The organism is Kocuria sp. SM24M-10, from assembly GCF_001027955.1.
Lineage (GTDB): Bacteria > Actinomycetota > Actinomycetes > Actinomycetales > Micrococcaceae > Kocuria > Kocuria oceani.
The window spans coordinates 1-21,539 of sequence record NZ_LDNX01000151.1 but is presented as its reverse complement, the minus strand read 5'-3'; the positions used below and the strand labels follow the sequence as shown (position 1 = coordinate 21,539).

The 21,539-nt window shown below is 65.7% G+C and carries 21 protein-coding genes; 9 read left to right on the top strand and 12 right to left on the bottom strand.

What is annotated here, in order from left to right; genetic code table 11:
• Positions 1–640 (top strand): TetR/AcrR family transcriptional regulator C-terminal domain-containing protein (locus tag ABL57_RS18460; protein ID WP_053005158.1); only part of this gene is annotated, 640 nt, incomplete at its 5' end.
• A gap of 175 nt (positions 641–815) precedes the next feature.
• On the opposite strand, the gene ABL57_RS18455 is transcribed toward ABL57_RS18460, so the two are convergent.
• From ABL57_RS18455 to ABL57_RS18425, 7 genes are all read right to left on the bottom strand, one after another.
• Positions 816–1,733, bottom strand: coding sequence for a ribokinase (locus tag ABL57_RS18455; RefSeq protein ID WP_047804945.1), 918 nt, complete (start codon positions 1,731–1,733; stop codon positions 816–818).
• Complete coding sequence (locus ABL57_RS18450; RefSeq protein WP_047804944.1) at positions 1,730–2,674, bottom strand: nucleoside hydrolase; 945 nt, start codon at positions 2,672–2,674, stop codon at positions 1,730–1,732. Before ABL57_RS18450 ends, ABL57_RS18455 begins: the two co-directional genes overlap by 4 nt.
• Positions 2,674–3,423, bottom strand: coding sequence for a glutamine amidotransferase (locus ABL57_RS18445; RefSeq protein WP_047804943.1), 750 nt, complete (start codon positions 3,421–3,423; stop codon positions 2,674–2,676). Before ABL57_RS18445 ends, ABL57_RS18450 begins: the two co-directional genes overlap by 1 nt.
• Before the next feature lie 20 nt (positions 3,424–3,443).
• The gene (locus ABL57_RS18440) at positions 3,444–4,490 is read right to left on the bottom strand and encodes a phosphotriesterase (RefSeq protein ID WP_047804942.1); all 1,047 of its coding nucleotides are present in this window, start codon (positions 4,488–4,490) and stop codon (positions 3,444–3,446) included.
• The gene (locus tag ABL57_RS18435) at positions 4,487–5,488 is read right to left on the bottom strand and encodes an ABC transporter permease (RefSeq protein WP_047804941.1); all 1,002 of its coding nucleotides are present in this window, start codon (positions 5,486–5,488) and stop codon (positions 4,487–4,489) included. The genes ABL57_RS18440 and ABL57_RS18435 overlap by 4 nt, the downstream gene beginning before the upstream one ends.
• Positions 5,489–5,497: 9 nt before the next feature.
• On the bottom strand, positions 5,498–6,208 hold the full coding sequence (locus ABL57_RS18430) for an ATP-binding cassette domain-containing protein (RefSeq protein ID WP_082157566.1): 711 nt from the start codon (positions 6,206–6,208) through the stop codon (positions 5,498–5,500).
• An 87-nt stretch (positions 6,209–6,295) separates the two neighbouring features.
• Positions 6,296–7,249, bottom strand: coding sequence for a substrate-binding domain-containing protein (locus tag ABL57_RS18425; protein ID WP_053005155.1), 954 nt, complete (start codon positions 7,247–7,249; stop codon positions 6,296–6,298).
• 121 nt (positions 7,250–7,370) lie between these two features.
• On the opposite strand from ABL57_RS18425, the gene ABL57_RS18420 reads away from it, so the two are divergent.
• Positions 7,371–8,372 carry a LacI family DNA-binding transcriptional regulator gene (locus ABL57_RS18420; protein WP_047804939.1) on the top strand — a complete coding sequence of 334 codons (1,002 nt, stop codon included), beginning with the start codon at positions 7,371–7,373 and terminating at the stop codon, positions 8,370–8,372.
• Between the two features lie 316 nt (positions 8,373–8,688).
• On the opposite strand, the gene ABL57_RS18415 is transcribed toward ABL57_RS18420, so the two are convergent.
• From ABL57_RS18415 to ABL57_RS18400, 4 genes are read right to left on the bottom strand one after another with little or no spacing between them, the layout of a single operon-like run.
• Positions 8,689–9,159, bottom strand: a complete 471-nt coding sequence (locus tag ABL57_RS18415) for a MaoC family dehydratase (RefSeq protein WP_047804938.1) — start codon at positions 9,157–9,159, stop codon at positions 8,689–8,691.
• A 60-nt stretch (positions 9,160–9,219) separates the two neighbouring features.
• Positions 9,220–10,446, bottom strand: a complete 1,227-nt coding sequence (locus tag ABL57_RS18410) for an acyl-CoA dehydrogenase family protein (RefSeq protein ID WP_047804937.1) — start codon at positions 10,444–10,446, stop codon at positions 9,220–9,222.
• A complete protein-coding gene (locus ABL57_RS18405; protein WP_047804936.1) occupies positions 10,443–11,369 on the bottom strand; it encodes an amidohydrolase family protein in 927 nt (308 codons plus the stop codon). Before ABL57_RS18405 ends, ABL57_RS18410 begins: the two co-directional genes overlap by 4 nt.
• Before the next feature lie 28 nt (positions 11,370–11,397).
• On the bottom strand, positions 11,398–12,351 hold the full coding sequence (locus ABL57_RS18400; protein WP_047804935.1) for an SDR family NAD(P)-dependent oxidoreductase: 954 nt from the start codon (positions 12,349–12,351) through the stop codon (positions 11,398–11,400).
• Between the two features lie 184 nt (positions 12,352–12,535).
• Between ABL57_RS18400 and ABL57_RS23440 the strand changes: the two genes are divergently transcribed.
• The gene (locus ABL57_RS23440) at positions 12,536–12,997 is read left to right on the top strand and encodes a MarR family winged helix-turn-helix transcriptional regulator (protein ID WP_047804934.1); all 462 of its coding nucleotides are present in this window, start codon (positions 12,536–12,538) and stop codon (positions 12,995–12,997) included.
• A 79-nt stretch (positions 12,998–13,076) separates the two neighbouring features.
• Here ABL57_RS23440 and ABL57_RS18390 read toward each other — a convergent pair whose 3' ends face one another.
• Positions 13,077–14,417, bottom strand: a complete 1,341-nt coding sequence (locus tag ABL57_RS18390) for an MFS transporter (RefSeq protein WP_047804933.1) — start codon at positions 14,415–14,417, stop codon at positions 13,077–13,079.
• 291 nt (positions 14,418–14,708) lie between these two features.
• Here ABL57_RS18390 and menE point away from each other — a divergent pair, with 291 nt between their 5' ends.
• From menE to ABL57_RS18360, 6 genes are all read left to right on the top strand, one after another.
• Positions 14,709–16,226 carry an o-succinylbenzoate--CoA ligase gene (gene menE, locus ABL57_RS18385; protein ID WP_047804932.1) on the top strand — a complete coding sequence of 506 codons (1,518 nt, stop codon included), beginning with the start codon at positions 14,709–14,711 and terminating at the stop codon, positions 16,224–16,226.
• Positions 16,227–17,254: 1,028 nt separating this feature from the next.
• Positions 17,255–18,100, top strand: a complete 846-nt coding sequence (locus tag ABL57_RS18380) for a PaaX family transcriptional regulator C-terminal domain-containing protein (protein WP_053005151.1) — start codon at positions 17,255–17,257, stop codon at positions 18,098–18,100.
• A 191-nt stretch (positions 18,101–18,291) separates the two neighbouring features.
• Positions 18,292–19,206, top strand: coding sequence for a transporter substrate-binding domain-containing protein (locus tag ABL57_RS18375; RefSeq protein ID WP_082157565.1), 915 nt, complete (start codon positions 18,292–18,294; stop codon positions 19,204–19,206).
• A gap of 40 nt (positions 19,207–19,246) precedes the next feature.
• Positions 19,247–20,167: an amino acid ABC transporter permease gene (locus tag ABL57_RS18370; RefSeq protein WP_238986127.1), complete on the top strand. Its 921-nt coding sequence runs from the start codon at positions 19,247–19,249 to the stop codon at positions 20,165–20,167.
• Positions 20,164–21,015, top strand: coding sequence for an amino acid ABC transporter ATP-binding protein (locus ABL57_RS18365; RefSeq protein WP_047804931.1), 852 nt, complete (start codon positions 20,164–20,166; stop codon positions 21,013–21,015). The genes ABL57_RS18370 and ABL57_RS18365 overlap by 4 nt, the downstream gene beginning before the upstream one ends.
• Positions 21,012–21,524 carry a CapA family protein gene (locus tag ABL57_RS18360; RefSeq protein ID WP_053005149.1) on the top strand — a complete coding sequence of 171 codons (513 nt, stop codon included), beginning with the start codon at positions 21,012–21,014 and terminating at the stop codon, positions 21,522–21,524. The genes ABL57_RS18365 and ABL57_RS18360 overlap by 4 nt, the downstream gene beginning before the upstream one ends.
• Positions 21,525–21,539 lie beyond the last annotated feature (15 nt).

Genomic DNA, 21,539 nt, shown 5'->3' with positions numbered 1-21,539 from the left:
CATGGGCCGGCCGGCGACTAATCTCCTCTCTCGAGACTTGATCGTCCGCACCGCCCTGGAGATGGTTCGCCGCAATGGCGACTTCACCATTGCCGGGCTGGCCACCCGCCTGAAGGTGCATGCCTCCTCGCTCTACCACCACGTTCCCGGCGGTCGCACCGAAATCATCACCTTGATCCGGGCCGAACTGTACTCCTCCATTCCGCTGCACACCCTCGCCGATCGCTCGATTCCCTGGGCGCAGCGCCTACGCCAGTGGGTCCTTTCCTATCGAGAGGTATCGGCCCAAGCCCCTTGGTTGGTTCCGGTGGTGATCGGCCAACCCGTCCAGGACGGCCCCACTTTGGCCATATACGAAGCACTTCTCGGGTTGCTGGATGAAGCAGGGATACCTGAGGAGCAATGGGTGCCGGTGGCCACCATGCTCGATATCATCGTTCTCGGATCAGCACTGGACGCCGCGTCCCCCGTCCCCCTCTGGCCGAACGCGCCCAAAAGGTACCCCCACCTCGCCGGCATCGCCGCGTTCCAGGATACCGAGGGCAGAAAACTCAAAGGACTCGAAGTGGCGGTGGATGCAGCAATTTCATGGGTCCAGGCCCACAGCGAAAGATCTCCATCCACCCCGCACCGCCCATAGCGACTACCGTCACAGGACGCCGGCAACGAGCGGTGGAAACACCCTCTCGACCTCACATGTGGCCGGATAGCGGCCAGCAGGCTGGCTCTATTGGCGTCTTCTGGAGTGGCGGTTTCCTCTCTGTAGGCATGAGGCCCCTTGGCGGACGGATGCAATCTCGGATCCATGTGGCTGCTTACGGGACTAGGTCTCCGAAAGCCGGAGACACTTGCGCTCCAACGTGCTGGGTGCTGGTTGCCGCCAGGTGCACCGCGCGCCTAACAGCGGAGGAGATGGTCGTGCCCGGCTGGGCCAGTTCGTGAGCCAGCGCACCACAGAAAGCGTCACCGGCTCCGCTGGTATCGACCACGTCGACGGGAGGCGCCGGTACCTGCTCGACCAGAGTGCCGGTCGGATCGAAGATCGCGGCCCCCTCGGCGCCGAGGGTCACCACGAGCGTGCCCTGGAACGCGAGGTGGGCAACACACTCTCGCACCTGCTCCATCGAGGTCGGGGTGGGTCTGCCGGCGAGCTGGCCCAACTCCGTGCGGTTGGGCACGAGGACGTCGACGTGCTGCAGAAGCGGCATCAGTGTGGTGAGGTCCGGCATCGGAGCCGGATTCAAGATGAAGCAGTGCGGGGTGCGTGTTTGAGCCGCCGTCAGAAGCGTTGGCACCGGAACTTCCAGCTGTGCCAGCAGCACCTCCTCGGTGCCGGAGCGGAGCGTGCGGGTGACCCACTCCTCGTCGAGGTCTGCGTTGGCTCCCGGGTCCACCACGATGAGGTTTTCTCCGTCGTCCGAGACCAGGATGACGGCGGTTCCTGTGGGGGAGTCCTTCGCCCTCAGTGTGCCGGAGGTGTCGATGCCTCGAGCCTGCAGCGCGGCCAGGCCGTGCTCACCGTGGGCGTCGGCGCCGACTGCACCGACGAAGCGCACCTGGCTTCCCAGCGCGGCGGCCGCGGCGGCTTGGTTGGCGCCCTTGCCTCCTGGTGAGCTGTGACGGCTGCGCGCGAGAACGGTTTCTCCGGCTCCTGGGAGTCGGGTCACCCGCAGGGTCGTGTCGATGTTGAGGGAACCGATGATGCAGACCCGCCCGGCGGCGATGTCGCTCATGACTGCCGGCCTAGGGATTCGAGGGCATCCAGGACCAAGGACCAGTAGCGTTCGGCGTCCAGTGTCATGGCGATCTGGGCGTTGGGGGCCTGATCGGGATACCGCTGGTGCAGGTCGACGATGGTGGTGCCGCGCGTCCATGTGCCGTCCAGCTCGACGGCCAGGAAGGCCGGGCACCATGTGATGGACCCGGGGTCGATGAGGGCGGCGATCGTGCAAGGGTCGTGTACCGGCGGGGCGTCGAAGTCCCAGACGCGGTGGTAGGAGGACCCGAAGAAGCCCATCCATCCGGCGCACACCTTGCCGATCTCGTGCGTCATGGCCGCCATCCGGTCCACAACGTCTTGCGTGGCCAGTGCCTGATGGGTGAGGTTGAGGCCGACCATCCGGACGGGAACCCCGGAGGCCAGGACGATGTCGAGCGCTTCTGGGTCGGCGTAGGTGTTGAACTCGGCCGTAGGGGTGTGGTTGCCCCGTTCGGTGGAACCTCCCATGAAGATCACCTCACGGATCCGTTCCGTGAGCTCAGGGGTGTCCCTCAGAAGTCTGCCGACGTTGGTCATCGGCCCGGTCACCACGAGTGTGACCGGTTCGGCGGAGGCACGAAGCGTTCTGGAGAGCAGGCTCACTGCGTCCCCGCTCTGTGGCTCGAACCCGGGATCTGGCATGGGGGGCCCGTCCAGGCCGCTGACACCGTGCACGTAGTTGCCCAGAGCAGTGGCCCCATTCAGTGGGCCGGCGGCGCCAGCGGCCACGGGAATGTCGGTAGCACCGGCCAAGGTGAGGATCTGGATGGCGTTGCGGGTGGCGTCTTCGACAGAGCAGTTGCCGAAGCACGTGGTGACGGCGAGCAACTCCACAGCGGGTGAACTGACGGCCAGCAGCAGGGCGACGGCGTCGTCGTGTCCGGGGTCGCAGTCGATGATGATCGGGGTGGTCATCACTTCTCCTCCCCAGCCAGCCAGCGCAGCATGGATCCGACGAGCGGGGCGAAACCGTCCCAGTCCAGGAACTCCTGCGGGCACCAGTGCGGACCGATGTCGGAGGTCCACACCAGGCTCCGCCCTGCCCCGACCTCTCGTGTGGCCAGCAGGACGTCCTCGCCAACGGTGGCGATGACCGAGGCGTCAGGTGTCGCATGGACTTCGTTGTAGCCGAGCAGCTCTGGAGCGCCCAGGCACGCTTGGCCCAGCGGGTGATCCGGCTGCAGCACGTTCACCCGTGCGCCCTGCGGCGCTTCGACCCGGTCGTCGCCGGCGATCATGGTCACCGGCAGGGTGTCGGCGATGGGACTGCGGGAGAAATTGGCGATGCCCTGGATGCCCTGAAAGCTGAGGTAGCCCCCGGCCATCATGAGGCCGCCGCCACCACGGGTCCACTCCCGCAGCGCCACCATGGAGTTGTCGCTGCGCTCACCCCTTTTCCATGTCTCCGGGGTCAGCACGAAAGAGTTGTATCCGATGTCCGAGATGATGACGACGTCGTAGGCCGACAGGGCTTGGGCCGTGCGCGGGAAATGGGCCGGGATGTCGTGCCCGTACATTTGCTCGATCTCGATGCCCTGCTCACCGGCGGCTGCGATGAAGGCGTCCGCGCCGGTGTCGAAGGTTGTGCTGTTGAAATGGTCGAAGCCCTTGTGGTGGGTTTCGTGAACGATCCAGCTCTCGCCGGCGAGTAGAACACGGGTCATCGGGGTCTCCTTCGGATAGGTCAGTCAGTGGGTGCGAGGCGACCCTCGAAGAGGGTGCGGGGGTTGTCTATGAGCAGTTGATCGGTCGTGGCGTGATCGAGGCCGTGCCGATGCAGCCGGGGGATGAAGTACTGCACGATGTGCCCGTATCCTGGGCCGCCGTGGCTGCGCAGCAGCGACTTCAAGAAGATGTCCTGGGAGATCAGCAACTGGTCCGCGTGCCCACGTTCGATCAGGCGCGCCAACCAGGCGGCGTTCTGCTCATCGGAGGGGCACTGCACGCCCTGGTCGGCGTAGAACACCTCCATGCCGATCATGTCGAACTGGAGCCAGGCGCCGCGGGCCAGCAGACTTTCCTGATAGCTCGAGTCCGCCCCGGAGGGGCCCATGTGGCACAGCACGACCCGTTCCAAGGCCACGCCGAGGCCTTCGGCGATGTCGAGCACGTCATGGCCGAGCCGGTACCACCCGGGCAGATGCACCTGGATCGGCAGATCGGTTTCCTTCTGCGCAAGCAGCGCCCCGGTCAGGCTGCGCCGCTCGGCCTGGGTGAAGTTCGCGCTGACCCCGATCTCGCCGATGATTCCCGGGCGGACCCCGGCCTCGCCGTGGGTGATGTCGTGCAGAATTCGCTCGGCGATGTGCTCGCTGTCCAGGTGGGCGACCTCCGCCGGGTGGCTGGCCTCCAGGTAGTAGCCGGTGCCGGCGACGATGTTCACGCCCGTGCGCCGGCTGATCTGGGCCAGGCCGGCGAGGTCGCGCCCGCTGCCCAGACCGGAGGTTTCGACGATGGTCTGTCCGCCGAGGGCGGCGAATCGGGCGACTTCTTCGATCGCGGTCTCGTGATCGTCGAGCGTGCAGTTGTCCTGATTGCCGAAGGGGTCCTGCTTGAGGTCCCACAGGATGTCGGGGGTGACCGGGCGTGTGGCGAAGTCGGCGGGATCCCACCCGGAGGAGCTGGTGCTGTGGGACCAGGAGCGGACATCGTTCAGGATGTGTTCGTGGGTCAGGGTGACACCGAGCTCGGCGGCATTGACCGGGCCGGTCACCGTCATGACCGCAGTCATGCGGCGTTGCCTGCGAAACGGCTGAAGATTTTGCTGTTGAGCAGGATGGCGACCACCAGGATGATGCCCTGCACGATCGGCACCCAGTACACATCCACCCCGAGAAGCACTAGGCCGTTGCTGATGATGCCCAGGGTCAGTGCCCCGATCGCCGACCCGATGATCGAGCCCCGGCCGCCCATCAGACTGGTGCCGCCCAGAACGACAGCGGTGATGACCTCGAGTTCGAACATGGTTCCCGAGTTGGGCGATCCGCTGGACAGGCGGGCGGCGGTGAGGATGCCCGCAAGAGCGGCGGCGATTCCGGTCATACCGAGCACTGCCATCCGGATCTTTCGGATGTCGACACCGGCGCGGCGCAGCGACTCGGCGTTGGAGCCCACAGCAACGACGTAGCGTCCCAGTCGGGTCTTGCCGAAGACGTACCAGGCCAGCAGCACGACGCCGATGGCGATCCACGTCGGGACGTAGAGGCCGAGGAACTTGGCCTGCCCCAAGGCAGTAATCACAGGGGCCTCGATCGGTGCGCTGTAGCCCTCGGTGACGAGCAGAGCGACGCCCCGCACGGCCGTGAGGGCCGCCAGTGTCACGATGAACGACTGCAGGCGACCGTAGGCAGTCAAGGCACCGGTGAGCAGCCCGATGCCCAGGCCCAGCACCAGGACCAGCAGCAGGGCCAGCACGGCGCTGCCGGAGGAGGCCCACAGGCCCAGCGCAGCGGCCGACAACCCGAGGACGGACCCGACAGAGAGGTCGATCTGACCTGTGGTGATCACAAACGTCATGGCCATCGCCACGATCACGGTGGGGGCGATCTGGCGCAGGACGTTGACGAGGTTGTCGACGCTCAGAAACGCATCGGCCTGGACGGAGAAGAAGACGAAGAGCACGACGAAGACCAAGCTGATGGACAGGACTCCGAAGTGCTTGGTGACGAAGGCCGAACGGGACCCTTTCGACTTCTGTCGACTGGCGGGTGCGGCTGTTGTGGTGGTCATTGCCTCAGATCACTTCCCCATCATGGCGTTCACGAGTTCGGACAGGTCGGTCTCGGCCGGCGCAAGCTGACGGTGCTGGACACCTTCGTAGAGGATGACGAAGCGATCGCACACCTCGAAAAGGTCCTGGAGCCGGTGGGTGATGAGAATGACGCTCACGCCTCGGGCGGAGACATCGCGGATGAGCTGGAGCACCATCTCGACCTCCTTCGCCGCGAGAGCGGCCGTGGGTTCGTCGAGGACCAGTACCTTCGGGTCGAACGTGACAGCCCGGGCGATCGCGATCGCTTGGCGCTGACCGCCGGAGAGCGTTCCGACTTCCTGCGTGGTGTCGCTGATGCGGATGTGCAGCTTGCCCAGGTCATCGGCGGCTTCTGCGTGCATGCGGGCGCTATCCAGGCGCCGGGTCAGCTGGTGATACAACTCCCGGCCGAGGAACAGGTTGGCGGCCACATCCAGGTCGTTGCACAGCGCGAGGTCCTGGTAGACCATCTCGATGCCGTGGCTACGTGCAGCTCGCGGGCCGGAGCCGGTCATTTCGTCCCCGTCGATGAGGATTTCTCCGGAGTCCGGGGTGACGGCACCGGCCAGCATCTTCATCAGCGTCGACTTGCCGGCGCCGTTGTCCCCGACGAGTCCGATCACTTCGCCGGGCTCGACCCGGAGGTTCACCCCCCGCAGGACTTCCATGGCACCGAAACGCTTACGGATCTCTCTCATCTCTACGCGTGCTGGAGGCCGTTGCGTCTCCGTGGTTGCTTGGGTCATCTGCGATGAACCTCCGGGTCAAAGGTGGTGGGTGGTCGATCAGGGGTAGATGGAGCGGTACTCGTCGACGTTCTCGTCGGTGACGATCTCGATCGGGACGCCGATGAACCCCTTGGGCTCAGCACCGCCGAGGATGGCGACGAGTTCGTTGACGGCTTCGATGCCTTCCTGCTTCGGGTTCTGCTGGATCACCGCGCGAACCAGTCCGCTGTCGATGCCGTTGATCACTTCCTTGGTGAGGTCCCAGCCGATGATCTGGGTGTCGTCGCTGCCCTCCAGGGCGGCCACCGCACCGACGGTCGCGGGCTCGCCCGTGGTGTAGACGAAGTCCAGATCCGGCTGCGCTGTGATCAGGTCCTGTGCTGCGTTGGCGGCGGTCTCCTGGACGTTGTCGCCGTTGACGCTCTGGGTGTACTCCGCGCCGTTGTCATCGATGACGGCGCGGAAGCTGTCCTCGCGCTGGTTCTGGATGAAGGAGTTCTTGGCGTCGACGACTCCGTAGCTCTGCCCCTCGACCAGCCCCTCGTCGACCATCCACTGCGCGGCCTCGGTGCCGGCGGCCTCGTTGTCGACGCCCACGAAGGTGTCCACGCCTTCGACCTCCGCGTCAATGGCCACCACCGGGATGTCCTGTTCCTGGGCCGCTTCAACGGCCGGTGTCACGCCGTTGACGTCAATGGCAACGACGATGATGCCGTCCATCCCCTGAGAGACGAAGTTCTCGATGTGCGAGCTCTGCGTGGCCGAATCGTTGTTCGCGTTCGCGATGGTCAGCTCACACCCGGCAGCCTCGGCTGCTTCCTGCGCGCCTTCGTTCATCTGCGTGAAGAAGACCGCTGTCTGGTTGATCTGCGTCATGCCGATCTTGCAGGACTCTCCCTCACCGGCAGCCGAGGATTCCTCGCCGCCGGAGCCGCAGGCCGACAGCGACACGACGGCCGCTAGGCCTATGCCAAGGCGGAGTGAGGCGGGAAAGAGACGGTTCGAGTTCACGGCTACCTCCAAGTAGATACGTCGGTAATCGATTACCGAGGTATATTGACGGTAGCCCGGGCCTTGTTGCGGGTAGAAGTCGCATTAGGTAACGGTTGTATAACGCTCGGATGGAGGGTGGGTGCAGGCTCGGACAACACGCGTCACCGTCAAGGACGTAGCAGCTCACGCCGGAGTCTCCGTTGCCACGGTCTCTCGGGCCTTGAACGGCAACCGGCCCATGTCGGACGAACTCCGCGGCAAGGTGATGCAATCCGCCACCGAACTGGGCTACCGAGTCAATCTGCTCGGCCGGGCGCTACGACAGCAGCACACCGGCACCGTCGGGCTGATCGTGCCCGATCTGGACAATCCGTTTTTCGCCGCCCTGGTCGAGCATCTGAGCCGAGCGGCGGAGCCGGCGGGCATAGACCTGTTCGTCGCCAGTGCCGGCGGCAGTCTGGAGGCCGAGCAGCGCAGGGTGCAGTCCTTCCTCGGGCGGCAGATGCAGTCCCTGGTCATGATTCCCTGCGATGAGCACAACAGCAGGGCGAGCCTGGATGCGGCGATGGCCGAAGTCGTCACCGTGCAGCTGGACCGGCATGTCCTCGCATCCGGAGCCCTGTACGTGGGCTGCGACAACCTCCACGGGATGTCCTTGATCCGGGACCACGTCCAAACACATGTGAAGGTCTCGGAGCAGCCGGTCGTGTTCGTGGGGGCCGACCCCCGGTCATCCTCGGCACACGAACGACTCGACGGTTTTCGCCAGCATTTCCCCGACGCTCCCGTGCTGCTCGGTGACTTCAATGTCCGGTGGGGGCAAAGAGCTGCCGACGAGCTGGTAGAGCGAGGTTTCCAGCGAGGCACAGTGGTCGCCGCGGCAGATGTCATTGCTCTCGGCCTGCTGGGCCGCCTGCAGTCGAAGGGCTTTCAGGTACCGGAGGACTTCCGGGTCATCGGCTTCGACGGTATCGGAGTGACACCGCTGGCCTACCCAGAGCTGACGACGGTGCGACAACCGGTGGAGAAAATGAGCCACACCATCCTTCGCCTCGTCAGTGAAGGTCCCGAGTCAGGGCTCCAGGCGGATATTCGCTTGGAGCCCTCGTTGGTCATCGGCAGATCCAGTCCGGAAGCTTGAACAAGCACATCGGGCCGACGCCCGTAGGCGGGGTGGGACCAATAGCTGCATCAGATGCGAGAAATCCCATGGGTTACAGCTCGATAAGCAGGACTCCGTAAACCTTTGGCTTTACATATGGCCCGGTATCGGCGCAGAAAGGGGCGCGGGTGGCGGGGGATCGGCCACCATTGAAGGCTGTGAATCTTAAGCGTTGCAATCGAGGGGTCAGGGGTCCTCCGCTTTGCGCTGGTTGGTCATCTTCCATGACGAGAAATCACCGTGGACAAAAGTGGTCTCTGTCCGAAGGCAGAGACCACTTTTGGTGTGGATTGGTTCAGGCGTAGAAGCGGTTGAGGAAGGTGGCGACGACGGCGGGCCGGTCCTGGCCTTCGATCTCGATGGTGGCGTCGGCCACGAGGTGCAGGCCGTTGCCCTTGACCTCCTGGACGTCGGCGATGGTCACGGTCATGCGGATCCGCGAGCCCACTGTGACGGGGGCGGTGAAGCGGACCTTGTCGAGGCCGTAGTTGACCTTGGTGCTCACCCCGGTGACGTCGAAGAGCTCGGACCACATGGGGATGAGCAGGGACAGGGTCAGGAAGCCGTGGGCGATCGGGGCGCCGAAGGGGCCATCCTTGGCCCGTTCGGGGTCAGTGTGGATCCACTGGTGGTCGTCGGTGGCCTCAGCAAAGGTGTTGATCTGGTCCTGGGTGATCTCCCGCCAGGCGGAGTGCCCGAGGTTGGTGTCGATGAGGTTCTTGACCTCGTCGAAGGCGACGACGGTCTGGGTCTGGGTCTGGCTCATGGTGGTGTCCTCCGTGGTGGTGGTGTGTGGCGGGTGGGAGCGGTAGGGGCCGGTAGCGGCTCAGACGAAGGCGCTGGTGCAGGTAAGGGCGCGGCCGACCACGAGGGCGTTGATCTCGTGGGTGCCTTCGTAGGAGTAGACGGCTTCGGCGTCGGCGTGGAACCGGGCGACGTCGTAGGCCAGGGTGATGCCGTTGCCGCCCACGACCTCGCGGGCCAGGGCGACGGTCTCGCGCATGCGGGCGCTGATCCACATCTTGGCCAGGGCGGAGTCCTCGTCCCGGTAGATGCCCTCCTGTTGCTGTTCGGCGAGGCCGGCGACCATGGTCAGGGACGCGGTGACGTTGCCGAGCATGCGGGCGAGCTTCTCCTGGACGAGCTGGAAGCTGCCGATCGGGCGGCCGAACTGTTCGCGGGTCCGCACGTAGGCCAGGGCGGCTTCGTAGGCGCCGGCCTGGATGCCGGTGGCGATCCAGGCGACGTCGGAGCGCATGGCGCGCAGCATCGCGGCGACGTTCTTGAACGAGTCCACGTTGCCCAGCCGCATGGTCTCGGGGACCTGGACGTTGTCGAGATGGATGTCGGCGTTCTGCATCATGCGCAGGGAGGTCTTGCCGTGGATCTTCTCCAGCCGTACGCCCGGGGCCTGGCGGTCCACGAGGAAGCCCTTGACCTGCCCGTCGGCGGTGTCGCGGGCGAAGACGGCCAGGTAGTCGGCGGTGAAGGCCCCGCCGATCCAGCGCTTGGCCCCGGTGAGTACCCACTCGTTACCCTCGCGGCGGGCCGTGGTGGCCAGCCCGCCTGCGATGTCGGAGCCGTGGTCGGGCTCGGTCAGGCAGAACACCCCGGTCATCTCGAAGGAGGTGATCCGCGGGTCCCAGGCCGCGAACTGTTCGGGGGTGCCGCCCACGCGGCAGGCGGTGCGGAACAGCCCGGCTTGGGCGGTGTAGAACGTGGCGATCGAGGCGTCGGTACGGGCCAGTTCGAAGATCCGGAACCCGTGGTAGAGCGACCGGGGGGTCGCGCCGTCGGCGGTGAGCTCGGGCGGGGTCATGAGGTCCAGGGCCTGCAGGGAGGGCGCGATCTGGTCGGGGAACTCCCCGGCCCCCCAGTACTCGGCCAGCAGCGGCTGTGCCTCGTCCTCCAGCACCCGGCGCAGTCGGCGCAGGGGCACCTTCTCCGCCTCGGTCAACTTTTCCTCGACGCCGTAGGGGTCGCAGTCCGGATACAGCCGCTCACCGGCGCTCTGTGCTGCCTGATCGGTGTCGGGAATGGGCTGCTGCCTCATGCCGATCGGGTTCCGGCGGCTTCCGGGGTGATCGCCGGTGTCTCATCGAGGCCGAGCAGGCGCACGGCGTTGTGTTTGAGGATCTTGGGGCGGACCTCGTCGGTGAAAGACTGCTGTTCGAAGGCGCTCAGCCACTTCTGCGGGGTGATGAGCGGGTAGTCGGTGCCGAAGAGCACCTTGTCCTGCAGCGCCCGGTTGGAGGCCTTCACCAGCGACTCGGGGAAGTACTTCGGCGACCAGCCTGAGAGGTCGATCCACACGTTGGCCTTGTGCGTGGCGATCGAGTTGGCCTCCTCCTGCCACGGCACCGAGGGGTGGGCCATGATGACCTGCAGCTCGGGGAAGTCCGCGGCCACCGCGTCCAGCAGCAGCGGGTTGGAATAGGCCAGCTTGATCCCGCCGCCCCCGGGCAGCCCGGCACCCATGCCGTTCTGCCCGGTGTGGAACAGGGCCGGCACGCCCAGGGCCTGGATCGCCTGGTAGAGGGGGTAGAACTGCTGGTCGGAGGGGTCGAAGCCCTGCAGCGACGGGTGGAACTTGAAGCCCTTCACCCCGTGGTGCTCGACGAGCTTCTTCGCCCGCTCCACGGCCCGGGCGCCCTGGTGCGGGTCGACGGAGCCGAAAGGGATCAGCACGTCGTTGTTGCGCGCTGCCCCGGCGGCGATCTCCTCGATGGAGTTGGGCTCGTGGCCCAGCGCGGTGGTGGCGTCGACGGTGAAGACGACCGCGGCCATGTTCCATGCGCGGTAGCGTTCGGCGATGGTGTCCAGGGTGGGGGAGCGGTCCTCGGCCTGGAAGTACTTGGCGGAGGCCTCGGTCAGGGTGGCGGGCAGGGACGGGTGCCCGTGGTCGGAGCACTCGATGTGCACGTGCATGTCGATGGCGTCCAGCGACGTCAGGTCGAGCCCGTATTCGTAGGTCATCTCGGTATCCTCCGGGGCCGGTGGTGGTTCAGCGGGCGTCGGCGGGGGCGGGCTGCAGCTCTTCCGGTAGCGGGGGCAGCTTCTCGCCGACGGGCTGGAGCGTCTCCTCGATGATCGCCGGGAACGCCTCGCGCAGGGCCTGGAAGCTCCAACCGCCGTCGCGGTATTCGGTGGCCACGGGGGTCGGGTGGGAGAACACCTGCAGGCGGTCCCCGCCGACGCCGATGGCCTGACCGGTGATCCCGGCGGCCTCCTCGGAAGCAAGGTAGGCGATCAGACCGGCCACGTCGCCTGCGGTGCCGAAGCCCAGGTCGTGGCGGAAGAACGCGGGCATGGGCTCCCCGGCCCGGTCGGCCTCCACGGCGGAGGCGAAGTAGGGGACGGTCTCGGTCATGGCGGTGGCGGCCACGGGGACGACGGTGTTGACGGTCACCCCGGCCTTGCGCATCTCCAGGGCCCAGGTGCGGACCATGCCCACGATCCCGGCCTTCGCGGCCGCGTAGTTGGTCTGCCCGAAGTTGCCGTACTGGCCGGTGGGGGAGCCGATGGTGATGATCCGCCCGGGGATTCCGTTGTCCTTGAAGTAGCGGTAGGCCTCGCGCACGCAGGTGAAGGTGCCGCGCAGGTGGACCTGGACGACGAGGTCGAAGTCCTCGTCGGTCATCTTCAGCACGGACTTGTCCCGCAGCACTCCGGCGTTGGTGACCAGGATGTCGAGGCCGCCGAAGGCCTCCACAGCACCGTTCACCAGGGCGGTGGCGGTCTCGGTGGATCCAACCGGTGCCACGACCGCCACGGCCCGGCCGCCGGCCTCGGCGATGGACGCCACGGCGGCCTCGGCGGTGTCCTGGTTGACGTCGTTGATCACCACGGCCGCGCCCTGTCGGGCGAGCTCCTGCGCGTAGGCCAGGCCCAGGCCCTGTCCGGAGCCGGTGACGACGGCGACCTTGCCGGCCAGCGGGGCGGTGGTGGTGTCGGTCATGGGAGAACTCCTTGTGCTCGGGACCGGCAGGAGATCGATCCGTGATGCCGGTCACTAGTGCGGACATTCCTCATTGCATCTCGAATGGTTGATAAAGTCAATGGTTAAGAACTTCTATGCGTAAGATTCACACCCGTTCCGTAGAATGGGGACACCAGTGCCCGTAGCGCCAGGAAGTGACCTCATGACTGCTCGAATTGCCCCTGCCGAGGCCGGTCCGGGGCGTCTCGCCCAGACGGGACTGGCCCAGGAGCCGGTCTTCCTCATGGCGCGTGCCGCATCGATGGGATCCTCGCAGGCCAATCGTGGGCTCGGGGATCTGGGTCTGAAGGTGCGTCACTACTCCGTGCTGGCGCTGGCCTGCAGCGATGAGGGGCCGACCCAGCGGGAGCTCAGTGCGTTCCTCGTGCTGGATCCCAGTCAGATCGTGGCGATCATCGATGAACTGGAGGAGCGCGGTGCGGTCCAGCGCCAGGCGGACCCCCGTGATCGGCGGTCGAAGATCATCGTGCCCACTCCGGAGGGGCGGATGCTGTACGCCCGGGCCAAGGAGGTCGTGGACGCCGCCACAGAGCGTTCCCTGGCGGCCCTGAGTCCCGCACAGCGCGAGGAGCTCACCCGGCTGCTGCGGATGGCTGCGTTCTAGTCCAGTCGGTTCCGCTGCACGCGACAGCCGTGGGCCCGCCCGGACAGGGTGGGCCCACGGCTGTCGCGGCTGCGCGGGGTCAGTGCTGGTGGGTGGCCAGGTCGTAGTCCTTGGACTCGCGGGTGAGGAGGATGAACACCGCGCTGACCAGCGACATTCCGGCCAGGTACCAGACCACCGACCCGGTCTCCCCGCCGGAGGAGGCGTAGAGGGAGGCGAGGATGGTCGGGGTGAAGCCGGCCCCCAGCAGGGTGGCCAGCTGGTATCCCAGGGAGGCGCCGGTGTAGCGGGAGGTGGTGCCGAACTGCTCGGAGACGAAGGCTGCCAGAGGCCCGTAGATGGCCGCGTGACACAGCAACCCGATGGTGAAGGCGGCGAAGATCAGGAACACGTTGCCCGAACCGAACCAGCCGAACAGTGGCATGAGCAGGGCGATGAACGCCACCAGTCCGACAAGCATGACCGGGCGGCGGCCGAAGCGGTCCGAGAGCCGGCCCATGCCGATGACGAAGAGCACGCTCAGTAGGGACGCCAGGGCGAAGGCGTAGAGCACCGGGCGGCGCTCCGCGCCGTGCTCCACGGCGTAGCTGACGGCGAAGGTCGCCATGAAGACCTGCAGGGCGAAACCGGAGGCCCCGGCGAGCATGGTGTAGATCAGGGCGCGCGGGCGGCGCAGCACCTCCGCGATGGGCAGCTTGGGCTTGGCCGGGGCGCCCTGGGCGGCCTCCTTGGCCAGGGCGGCCTGGAAGATGGGGCTCTCGGAGACCTTGGACCGGATGATGATGCCCACCACCAGCAGCACCACCGAGAGCAGGAATGGCACCCGCCAGCCCCAGGAGAGGAACTGATCCTCGGGCATGGCCGCGAACAGCCCCAGCACGAACGTGCCCAGGGCGGCACCGGTGGGTGCGCCGGCGTTGGTGAAGGAGGCGGCGAAGCCTCGCTTGCCCTGGGTGGAGTGCTCCAGTGCCATCAGGGCGGCCCCGCCCCACTCCCCGCCCACGGCGATGCCCTGGCAGACCCGCAGCAGCACCAGGATCACCGCCCCGAGGGAGCCGATGGTGGCCGCGGAGGGGATCAGGCCGATGAGAGTGGAGGCGATGCCCATGATCAGCATGGAGGCGATCAGCATCTTCTTGCGCCCCAGCCGGTCCCCGAAGTGCCCGAAGATCGCCCCGCCCAGCGGCCGGGCCAGATAGCCGGCGGCGAAAGTGCCGTAGGCGGCGATCGCCCCGGCCAGCGGGTCCAGATCGGTGAAGAACACCGCAGGGAAGACCAGGGCTGAGGCCGAGGCGTAAAGCAGGAAGTCGTAGTACTCGATGGTCGAGCCCAGATAGCTGGAGAGGATGACCTTGCGGGCCTCCTTCTGACGGGCGCGGGTGTCCAGCGACGCCAAGGCGTCGGGTGTAGCTGTGGCCATGGTGGTTCCTCGTTCGAGCGGGCGGGGCGCCCCTTCCGGGCGGGGCTCGGAAGGGAAGTTCTTGGTGCCGGAGCGGGCGAGGCGGGCACCAGCCGACCTCAGTGACCTGCCTCACATCAACTATTGCAGTCGACCACTGTTGTGGATGTCAACTATGTGATCTACGAATCTTTCGACCGGAGAGCGCATGAAGCGAGACCCTGGACAGGTGACCTGTGTCTCACTACTGTGAGGGGCAAATAGTGGAGATATTCAACTATTGATTCGGTGGACTTCCAGGGAGGCAGTGGCATGCACAACGAAGGACTGGGGTCCTGGCTGATCCGGAGGCTGGAGAAGTCCGGGCCCAAGGTCGCGGTGATCCACGGAGACGACGCGCTCACCTACCGCCAGCTGCACGAGCGGTCGGCGCGACTGGCCGGTGCCCTGGCCTCGGCCGGGGTGCGACCCCGGGACCGGGTGGCGCTGCTGGGGGAGAACAGCCCGGCCTTCCTGGAGACCCTCTTCGCGGTCGGGATGGTCGGGGCCGTCCTGGTGCCGTTGAACACCCGGCTGGCCGTGCCGGAGATCCGCTACCAGCTCGAGGACTCGGGGGCGAAGCTGCTCATCCACGACGAGACACTCACCGGACTGGCTGAGCCTGCCTCGCGGGAGCTGCCCGACCTCCTTCGCTGGGCCGTGGGTGGCAGCACGTCTGGCGGAACCCCGGCGCTGGACTCCGTCATCGCGGCGGCCGATCCGTGGACCGAGGACGTGCCTGTGTCCCTGGATGACCTGGCCGTCATCCTCTACACCTCAGGCACCACGGGCCGGCCCAAGGGGGCGTGCCTGACCCACGGCAATTTCACGTGGAACTGTTTCAACGTGCTGGTCGACTACGACCTGTCCGTGGACGAGGTCTCGCTGATGATCTCCCCGATGTTCCACGTCGCATCACTGGGCATGGGCGTGCTGCCGGCCCTGCTCAAGGGTGCCACGCTTGTGCTGGAGTCCAAGTTCGACCCCGCTCGCGTGCTGCGTCTCATCGAGAAGCACCGGGTCACGTGGCTTTCCGGGGTGCCGACCACCTTCCAGATGCTCTGCGAGCACCCGGACTGGGAGACCCGGGACATCTCCTCCCTGCGTCAGCTCACCTGCGGTGGCTCCGCCGTGCCGATGCGGGTCCTCGAGGCATACGAGAACCGCGGCCTGGCCTTCACCGCCAACTACGGCATGACCGAGACCTCCCCGGGGGCCACCACCCTGCCGGCGGCCAGGTCCCGGGACAAGGCGGGCTCCTCCGGGCTGCCGCACTTCTTCACCGACGTGCGCGTCGTGGATGCCGGCGGTCACCGGGCGCAGCCCGGGGCGACCGGAGAGATCCTCATCTCCGGACCCAACGTCATCGCGCAGTACTGGAACCGTCCCGACGCCGCCGGCTCCTTCGAGGGCCAGTGGTTCCATTCCGGCGACCTGGGCTACCTGGACGAAGACGGCTACCTGTTCGTGGCCGACCGAATCAAAGACATGATCATCTCCGGCGGGGAGAACATCTACCCGGCCGAGATCGAGGCGGTGATCCAGGAACTTCCGGAAGTGGCCGCCGTCGCCGTCGTCGGTGTCGTCGACGAGAAATGGGGCGAGGTCCCCCATGCGGTGGTCGTCCCGCGCGACGGCGCGCAGCTCACCGCCGAGAAGGTCCAGGAGCACCTGGCCGGCCGGCTGGCCCGCTACAAGGTGCCCAAGACGCTCTCCCTGGTTCCGGACATGCCCCGGACGGCGTCCGGCAAGATCCGCAAGAATGTCCTGCGGGAACAAGCCACCCGCTGAGACCGGGGAAGGGTGCCGGCGCGTGTCACTGACGCCCCCCACTCGTCCCGTCGCGGCCGCCCAGAGAGTCGAGTGCTGGCGGGCCCCCTAGGGCCGATCCGACTCCGCACCGCCATGGTCGCTGTCCGGTTGATATGACGGGAGTGATGAATGCACTGGTAGGCGACAGGTGGATTTCCATGTCGCGAACGACCGGGAGGATGAGGAACTCGTGCCACTAGGTGGCGTCTCACCGCGCCTGATCCAGCACCCCGCGGTTCACATATGGGCCACTTCCTAGTTCGCAGACCAGCTTCGCCACAGGGTCATGGGAGTGTGGGTGCCATGTTCGGGTGAAAACGCGGACGTCCACACCTCGAGCTGTATTTGTTGCCCTTCAACGTCATGGTTGTCCAGCAGCAGACAGGGGCGGAATCACGAGGGATTGCCGCATCAGTGACATGTGGCCTCTCATTTGCTTGACAGTGATTCTTGGGCAGGCGCTCATGATCCCGGCTTGGGATGGGGCATTGTGCCAGTGGTGCAAGGAGATGCTGCGGCCATCCAATCCAAAGCGCCCATATGAATTGGGCCAAAATCGTGCATAGTTTTGGGGTGCAGTCACTGTCCTCAGTGGGCTATGGGTGATGTAGAACCGAAAAGCGCGATGACACCGTGGAGCCCGTTGCCGCCTCATCCGCCGGTCCCCCACGACCCCACCTGAGCCGACGCCATCGCTTCGGGTGCAACGTTCCGGCGGCACGCCATAATGGTATCCATCGTCCAGCATGTGTCCCGTGTGCGAAGGTGATTCGCCGTCCTGGTCCTGCCCGCCGGAGGATAGCGCTGAGCCTCCAGCAATGGTTGGCACCGCATTAGACCAAGTTGCTGGCGACCAAGGACGGGAATCAGGGTAGGTGAGCTGGGGAGAGGCAGGAGTCGTGGCAACGACCGGTGTGGTGCCGCCGGAAGGCTGCAATGGCGAACTGCGAAGAGAGTTTCTCGCCAGCGTGCGAGGGGCAGTCGCGGAGGGCCCAAGACCTCGACAGATGCTGTTGACGCTGCTGGCGGACTATTGGTTGACGCCGGGAGCTCGCGTGCCCTCCAGCGCGCTAGTGGAGTTGATGGGAGACTTCGGAATCACTGAGGCCGGCGCGCGGACCGTGCTGAGCCGATTGTCCCGTGAAGAGCGGGTAGTGGTATCCCGAGAAGGACGCCGCACCTTTTATGCCCTGTCATCCAGGCTGCGCTATCGACTGCTGGGGGGGCTGAATCGAATCAGCACTTTTGGGTGGGAGCCGTATGAGCTGGACCGCTGGACATGCGTGGCGTTCTCGGTGCCCGAGGACCAACGGGGAGCTCGGCACAAATTGCGGACCGGCCTACAGTGGCTAGGCTTCGCACCTCTCTACGACGGCTTGTGGGTTTGCCCTCGATCGGTGGTGCCTGAGGTTGAGACGCTGGTGACATCCTTGGGCATCACTGCTGCCTCTGTCTTCCAGGCGGACATCACGGGTATCGGCGCGGCCTATGGAAGGCCCACCGACGCCTGGGATCTGGGTAACATCCAAGGCATTTATCGTGACTTCCTCAGCGACGCCGAAACTGTGGTGAAGGCCATCGATGCCGGTGCTTTTGACTCCCGGCAGGCGCTGGTGTGGCGTACCGAGCTGATGAATGTCTGGCGGGCCTTCCCCAAGGTCGATCCGGGACTGCCCGAATCGATGTTGCCCCCGGAATGGCCCCGACAGCGAGCCCGGGCAATCTTCGAACGCCTCTACCTCGAACTGTCCTCTCCGGCGCAACGACGGATCCGTGAGGTGGTGACCCGGCACCAGCCCGAATATGCGGAGCTTGCCCGAGCCCATGGCATAGATGGGTTGGGGGCACTCTAGGCCGCCCGCCCGCCGGGCAGTTCGCCAGCGCCTGCCATCATGCTCTCGCCGCCTTCATGTACGTGCGCAGATGTCAGCAATTGCTAGTCAAAGTCTTGACGCTCGTTATGGACATGCCTAGTGTTTGGGTTATCTGGATCACACTCGGGGGCTGCAGTCAGTTCCTGTCCACTCGACAATCGAGGTCTGCGATGAAGAAGATCATCCTGCTCGGCGGCGTCATCGCCGTCACCCTGGGGGCGTCGGCCTGCTCGTCACCATCCACCTACGCATCCGACAACGCATCCGGCGGATCGGCCGGCGCAGGCGCCGTCAACACCTCGGCGCCGCTGTACGAGGACCTGCCGCAAGAGATCAAGGACCGGGGCGAGCTGGTTTTTGCCGCCGATTCCCATCCGCCGTATCGGACCATCCAGGAAGACGGCACGGTGACCGGTCTCGACCCGGAGGTACAGGCCGCCCTGTCCGAAGTTCTGGGGGTTCCCATCCGCACGGAGGTGGCTGAGGGATTGCCGCAGATGCTCACTGGTATGCAGGCCGGCCGCTATGACGCGTTCAACGGCCCTGTCAAGGCCACTCCCGAACGGTTGCAGGAGTTCGACGGTGTTAGCTGGCTCACCAGCCGCACCTCCTACCTGATTCCTACGGACGGCGGCATCGACGCCGAGGACTCCGCAGGGCTGTGCGGGACCACTGCGGCGGGGGTCAAGGCTTCGATCACCGAGGAACAGACCGCCAACCTCAGCAAGTGGTGTGAGGACCAGGGTCGTGAGCCGGTGCAGTTCCTTGGGCTGGCGGACACTAATGCGACCATCCTGGCTGTCCAGTCCGGACGCGCATCTTCTGCTGCGACCACACAGACCGGCGCCATCGATGTGATGACCACCCAGGAAGGAGACTGGCGCTACGTGACCCAGACGGACGAGCAGGGCGCCGGGGTGGACCAGCTGGTCCTGTTGACGCCCAAGTCCTCCGACATGGGGCCCGTGATGCACGGGGCCTTCGAGGAACTTTTCGAGTCCGGCCGCTACCAGGAGATCGTTGACAAGTGGGGTTTGAGCGATGTGGCGGTGGATGAACCCGTGCTCAATCCTGGCGTGAGCTAAAAGGCAGGTCATGAACTCTTTAATGACTCAAGGAAGCACGGTGCATTCCGTCAGCGCCATGGGGCAGACGATGACACCTGTGGACGTGGCCGACAGGCATCAGCGACCGCATCCGTGGCGATGGGTGTTCTCTATTGCCCTGGCCGTGATCGTCTTCGCTCTGGGAATCTTTTTCACCACCAACCCCAACTTTGGATGGGATGTGGTGGGCACTTACCTGTTCCACCCGACCGTGTTGGCAGGTTTGGGGATGTCCGTGTTCCTGGCGGTCATCGCCATGGTGTTGGGGACCGCCTTCGGCGCAGTCCTGGCGGTGGCGCAGCTCAGTGACTTCGCTCCGGCACGATGGGCCAGCCGCGCCTTCGTCGGTGTCTTCCGCTCCATTCCGCCGCTGGTCCAGTTAATCTTCTGGTTCAATCTCGGCTTTTTGATCCCGCAGGTCAGCCTGTCCATCCCATTCGGTCCCCTGCTGGCGTCGTGGCCTACCACGGAGCTGATTACCCCACTGACAGCGGCCATCATCGGCCTGACTCTGCATGAGGCGGCCTACATGGCCGAGATCATCCGCTCCGGGTTGACCTCCATCCCGGCCGGACAGCGGGATGCAGCCAAAGCAGTGGGCTTCACCCCACGACAGACGTTCTTCCGAATCGTGGTGCCGCAGGCAATGCGGGTCATTCTTCCCCCGTTCGGCAACCAGTTCATCGCCACCGTCAAGGGCACCTCGCTGGTGAGTGTCATCGCCATGACCGATCTGCTCTTCTCCGTGCAGGTCATCGCTGACCGCACCTACCAGATCGTGCCCATGCTCATCGTGGCCTGCATCTGGTACCTGGTGGTCGTCACGGTTCTGACCTATTTCCAGCGCATCCTCGAACGCCGGTACGGACGTGGCTATGACGCAGCCCCGGCCCGTCGATCCCGCACTCTGTTCCTGTCCCGGGGAGGGGCAACGAAATGACCAGTTCCTTGAACGAGCGAACCAGCAAGGTCCCCGTGCTGCAGGTCCATGGGGTGCGCAAGCGCTTCGGGGAGCTGCAGGCTCTCGACGGGGTGGACTTCACCGTCCATGACGGCGAGGTCGTAGTGATCATCGGCCCCTCCGGGTCCGGGAAGTCCACCTTGGCGCGCTGCATCCACCAGCTCGAGACCATCGACGGGGGCTCGATGTACCTGGACGGGACCCTGCTGGGCTTCGAGCCCCACCGGGGGGGAGTGCGCCCGTTGCGGGAGACGGACATCGCCGAGCAGCGGCGCCACATGGGCATGGTCTTCCAGCAGTTCAACCTCTTTCCCCACTGGACGGTCCTGGAGAACATCACCCGCCCGCACCAGCTGGCCCACGGAGCCACCCCGGCCGAGGCCCAAGACCGTGCCCGTTACCTCCTTGAGAAGGTAGGCCTCAGCCATAAGGCCGACGCGCATCCGCGGGAGCTGTCCGGTGGGCAGCAACAACGAGTGGCCATAGCCCGCGCGCTGGCTCCCAGACCAAGGGTGATGCTCTTCGATGAGCCGACCTCGGCTCTGGACCCTGAGCTGGTCGACGAGGTCCTCACCGTGCTGCGGGACCTGGCCCAGTTGGGCATGACGATGGTGGTGGTCACCCATGAAATGGAGTTCGCCCAGCAGATGGGCGACCGGGTGGTCTTCATGGACCAGGGGCGCATCGTGGAGCAGGGCAGCGCTACCGACATCTTCACCCGGCCCCAGTCCGATCGCCTGAAGTCGTTCCTGAGTCGATTCCGTGACAGCGGGCGCGCCGAAACCTCGGTGATGGCAGAGCCCGCAGTGCAGGAGTCTTTGACATGAGCATCACCATCGCCGCAGTGGGAGATCTGGTGCTTGATGAGCCGGACCCTGCCTTCTTCCTCGAGCCCGCTACAGCCCTGCTGTCACGCGCCGATCTGAGCATCGGGCACGTGGAGGTGCCGCACTCGCACACCACAGTTCAGGCCAGCTTGGACGTACCGGCTCCGCCGGCTGACCCGACTGCGTTGACCGATGTTGCAGCCGCTGGCTTCGGTGTGGTCACCCTGGCCGGCAATCACATCTACGACGCAGGCCCCGACGGGGTCAATGACACAGTCCGCCACGCCCGGGCTGCCGGCATGCTCACCACCGGGGCCGGTGAAAACTTGGCGGCCGCCATCGAGCCGGCCATCTTTCAGGCACAGGGCACGACTATTGGCGTGCTGAGCTTCAACTGCGTGGGCCCCCGCGAATCCTGGGCTGCGTCCCAGAAGGCCGGAGCCGCCTACGTCCACGGTCAAGCCCCCTGGAGTGGTGTAGCGATCCTTCGTAGGGGAATTAGGCGGTGAGGGCGGTCAGGGAGT

Coding starts and splice junctions, on each gene's coding strand:
- ABL57_RS18455 (WP_047804945.1), bottom strand. CDS start 1,733: ATGAGCGACATCGCCGCCGGGCGGGTCTGCATCATCGGTTCCCTCAAC.
- ABL57_RS18450 (WP_047804944.1), bottom strand. CDS start 2,674: ATGACCACCCCGATCATCATCGACTGCGACCCCGGACACGACGACGCC.
- ABL57_RS18445 (WP_047804943.1), bottom strand. CDS start 3,423: ATGACCCGTGTTCTACTCGCCGGCGAGAGCTGGATCGTTCACGAAACC.
- ABL57_RS18440 (WP_047804942.1), bottom strand. CDS start 4,490: ATGACTGCGGTCATGACGGTGACCGGCCCGGTCAATGCCGCCGAGCTC.
- ABL57_RS18435 (WP_047804941.1), bottom strand. CDS start 5,488: ATGACCACCACAACAGCCGCACCCGCCAGTCGACAGAAGTCGAAAGGG.
- ABL57_RS18430 (WP_082157566.1), bottom strand. CDS start 6,208: ATGAGAGAGATCCGTAAGCGTTTCGGTGCCATGGAAGTCCTGCGGGGG.
- ABL57_RS18415 (WP_047804938.1), bottom strand. CDS start 9,159: ATGAGCCAGACCCAGACCCAGACCGTCGTCGCCTTCGACGAGGTCAAG.
- ABL57_RS18410 (WP_047804937.1), bottom strand. CDS start 10,446: ATGAGGCAGCAGCCCATTCCCGACACCGATCAGGCAGCACAGAGCGCC.
- ABL57_RS18405 (WP_047804936.1), bottom strand. CDS start 11,369: ATGACCTACGAATACGGGCTCGACCTGACGTCGCTGGACGCCATCGAC.
- ABL57_RS18400 (WP_047804935.1), bottom strand. CDS start 12,351: ATGACCGACACCACCACCGCCCCGCTGGCCGGCAAGGTCGCCGTCGTC.
- ABL57_RS23440 (WP_047804934.1), top strand. CDS start 12,536: ATGACTGCTCGAATTGCCCCTGCCGAGGCCGGTCCGGGGCGTCTCGCC.
- ABL57_RS18390 (WP_047804933.1), bottom strand. CDS start 14,417: ATGGCCACAGCTACACCCGACGCCTTGGCGTCGCTGGACACCCGCGCC.
- menE (WP_047804932.1), top strand. CDS start 14,709: ATGCACAACGAAGGACTGGGGTCCTGGCTGATCCGGAGGCTGGAGAAG.
- ABL57_RS18380 (WP_053005151.1), top strand. CDS start 17,255: ATGCTGTTGACGCTGCTGGCGGACTATTGGTTGACGCCGGGAGCTCGC.
- ABL57_RS18375 (WP_082157565.1), top strand. CDS start 18,292: ATGAAGAAGATCATCCTGCTCGGCGGCGTCATCGCCGTCACCCTGGGG.
- ABL57_RS18365 (WP_047804931.1), top strand. CDS start 20,164: ATGACCAGTTCCTTGAACGAGCGAACCAGCAAGGTCCCCGTGCTGCAG.
- ABL57_RS18360 (WP_053005149.1), top strand. CDS start 21,012: ATGAGCATCACCATCGCCGCAGTGGGAGATCTGGTGCTTGATGAGCCG.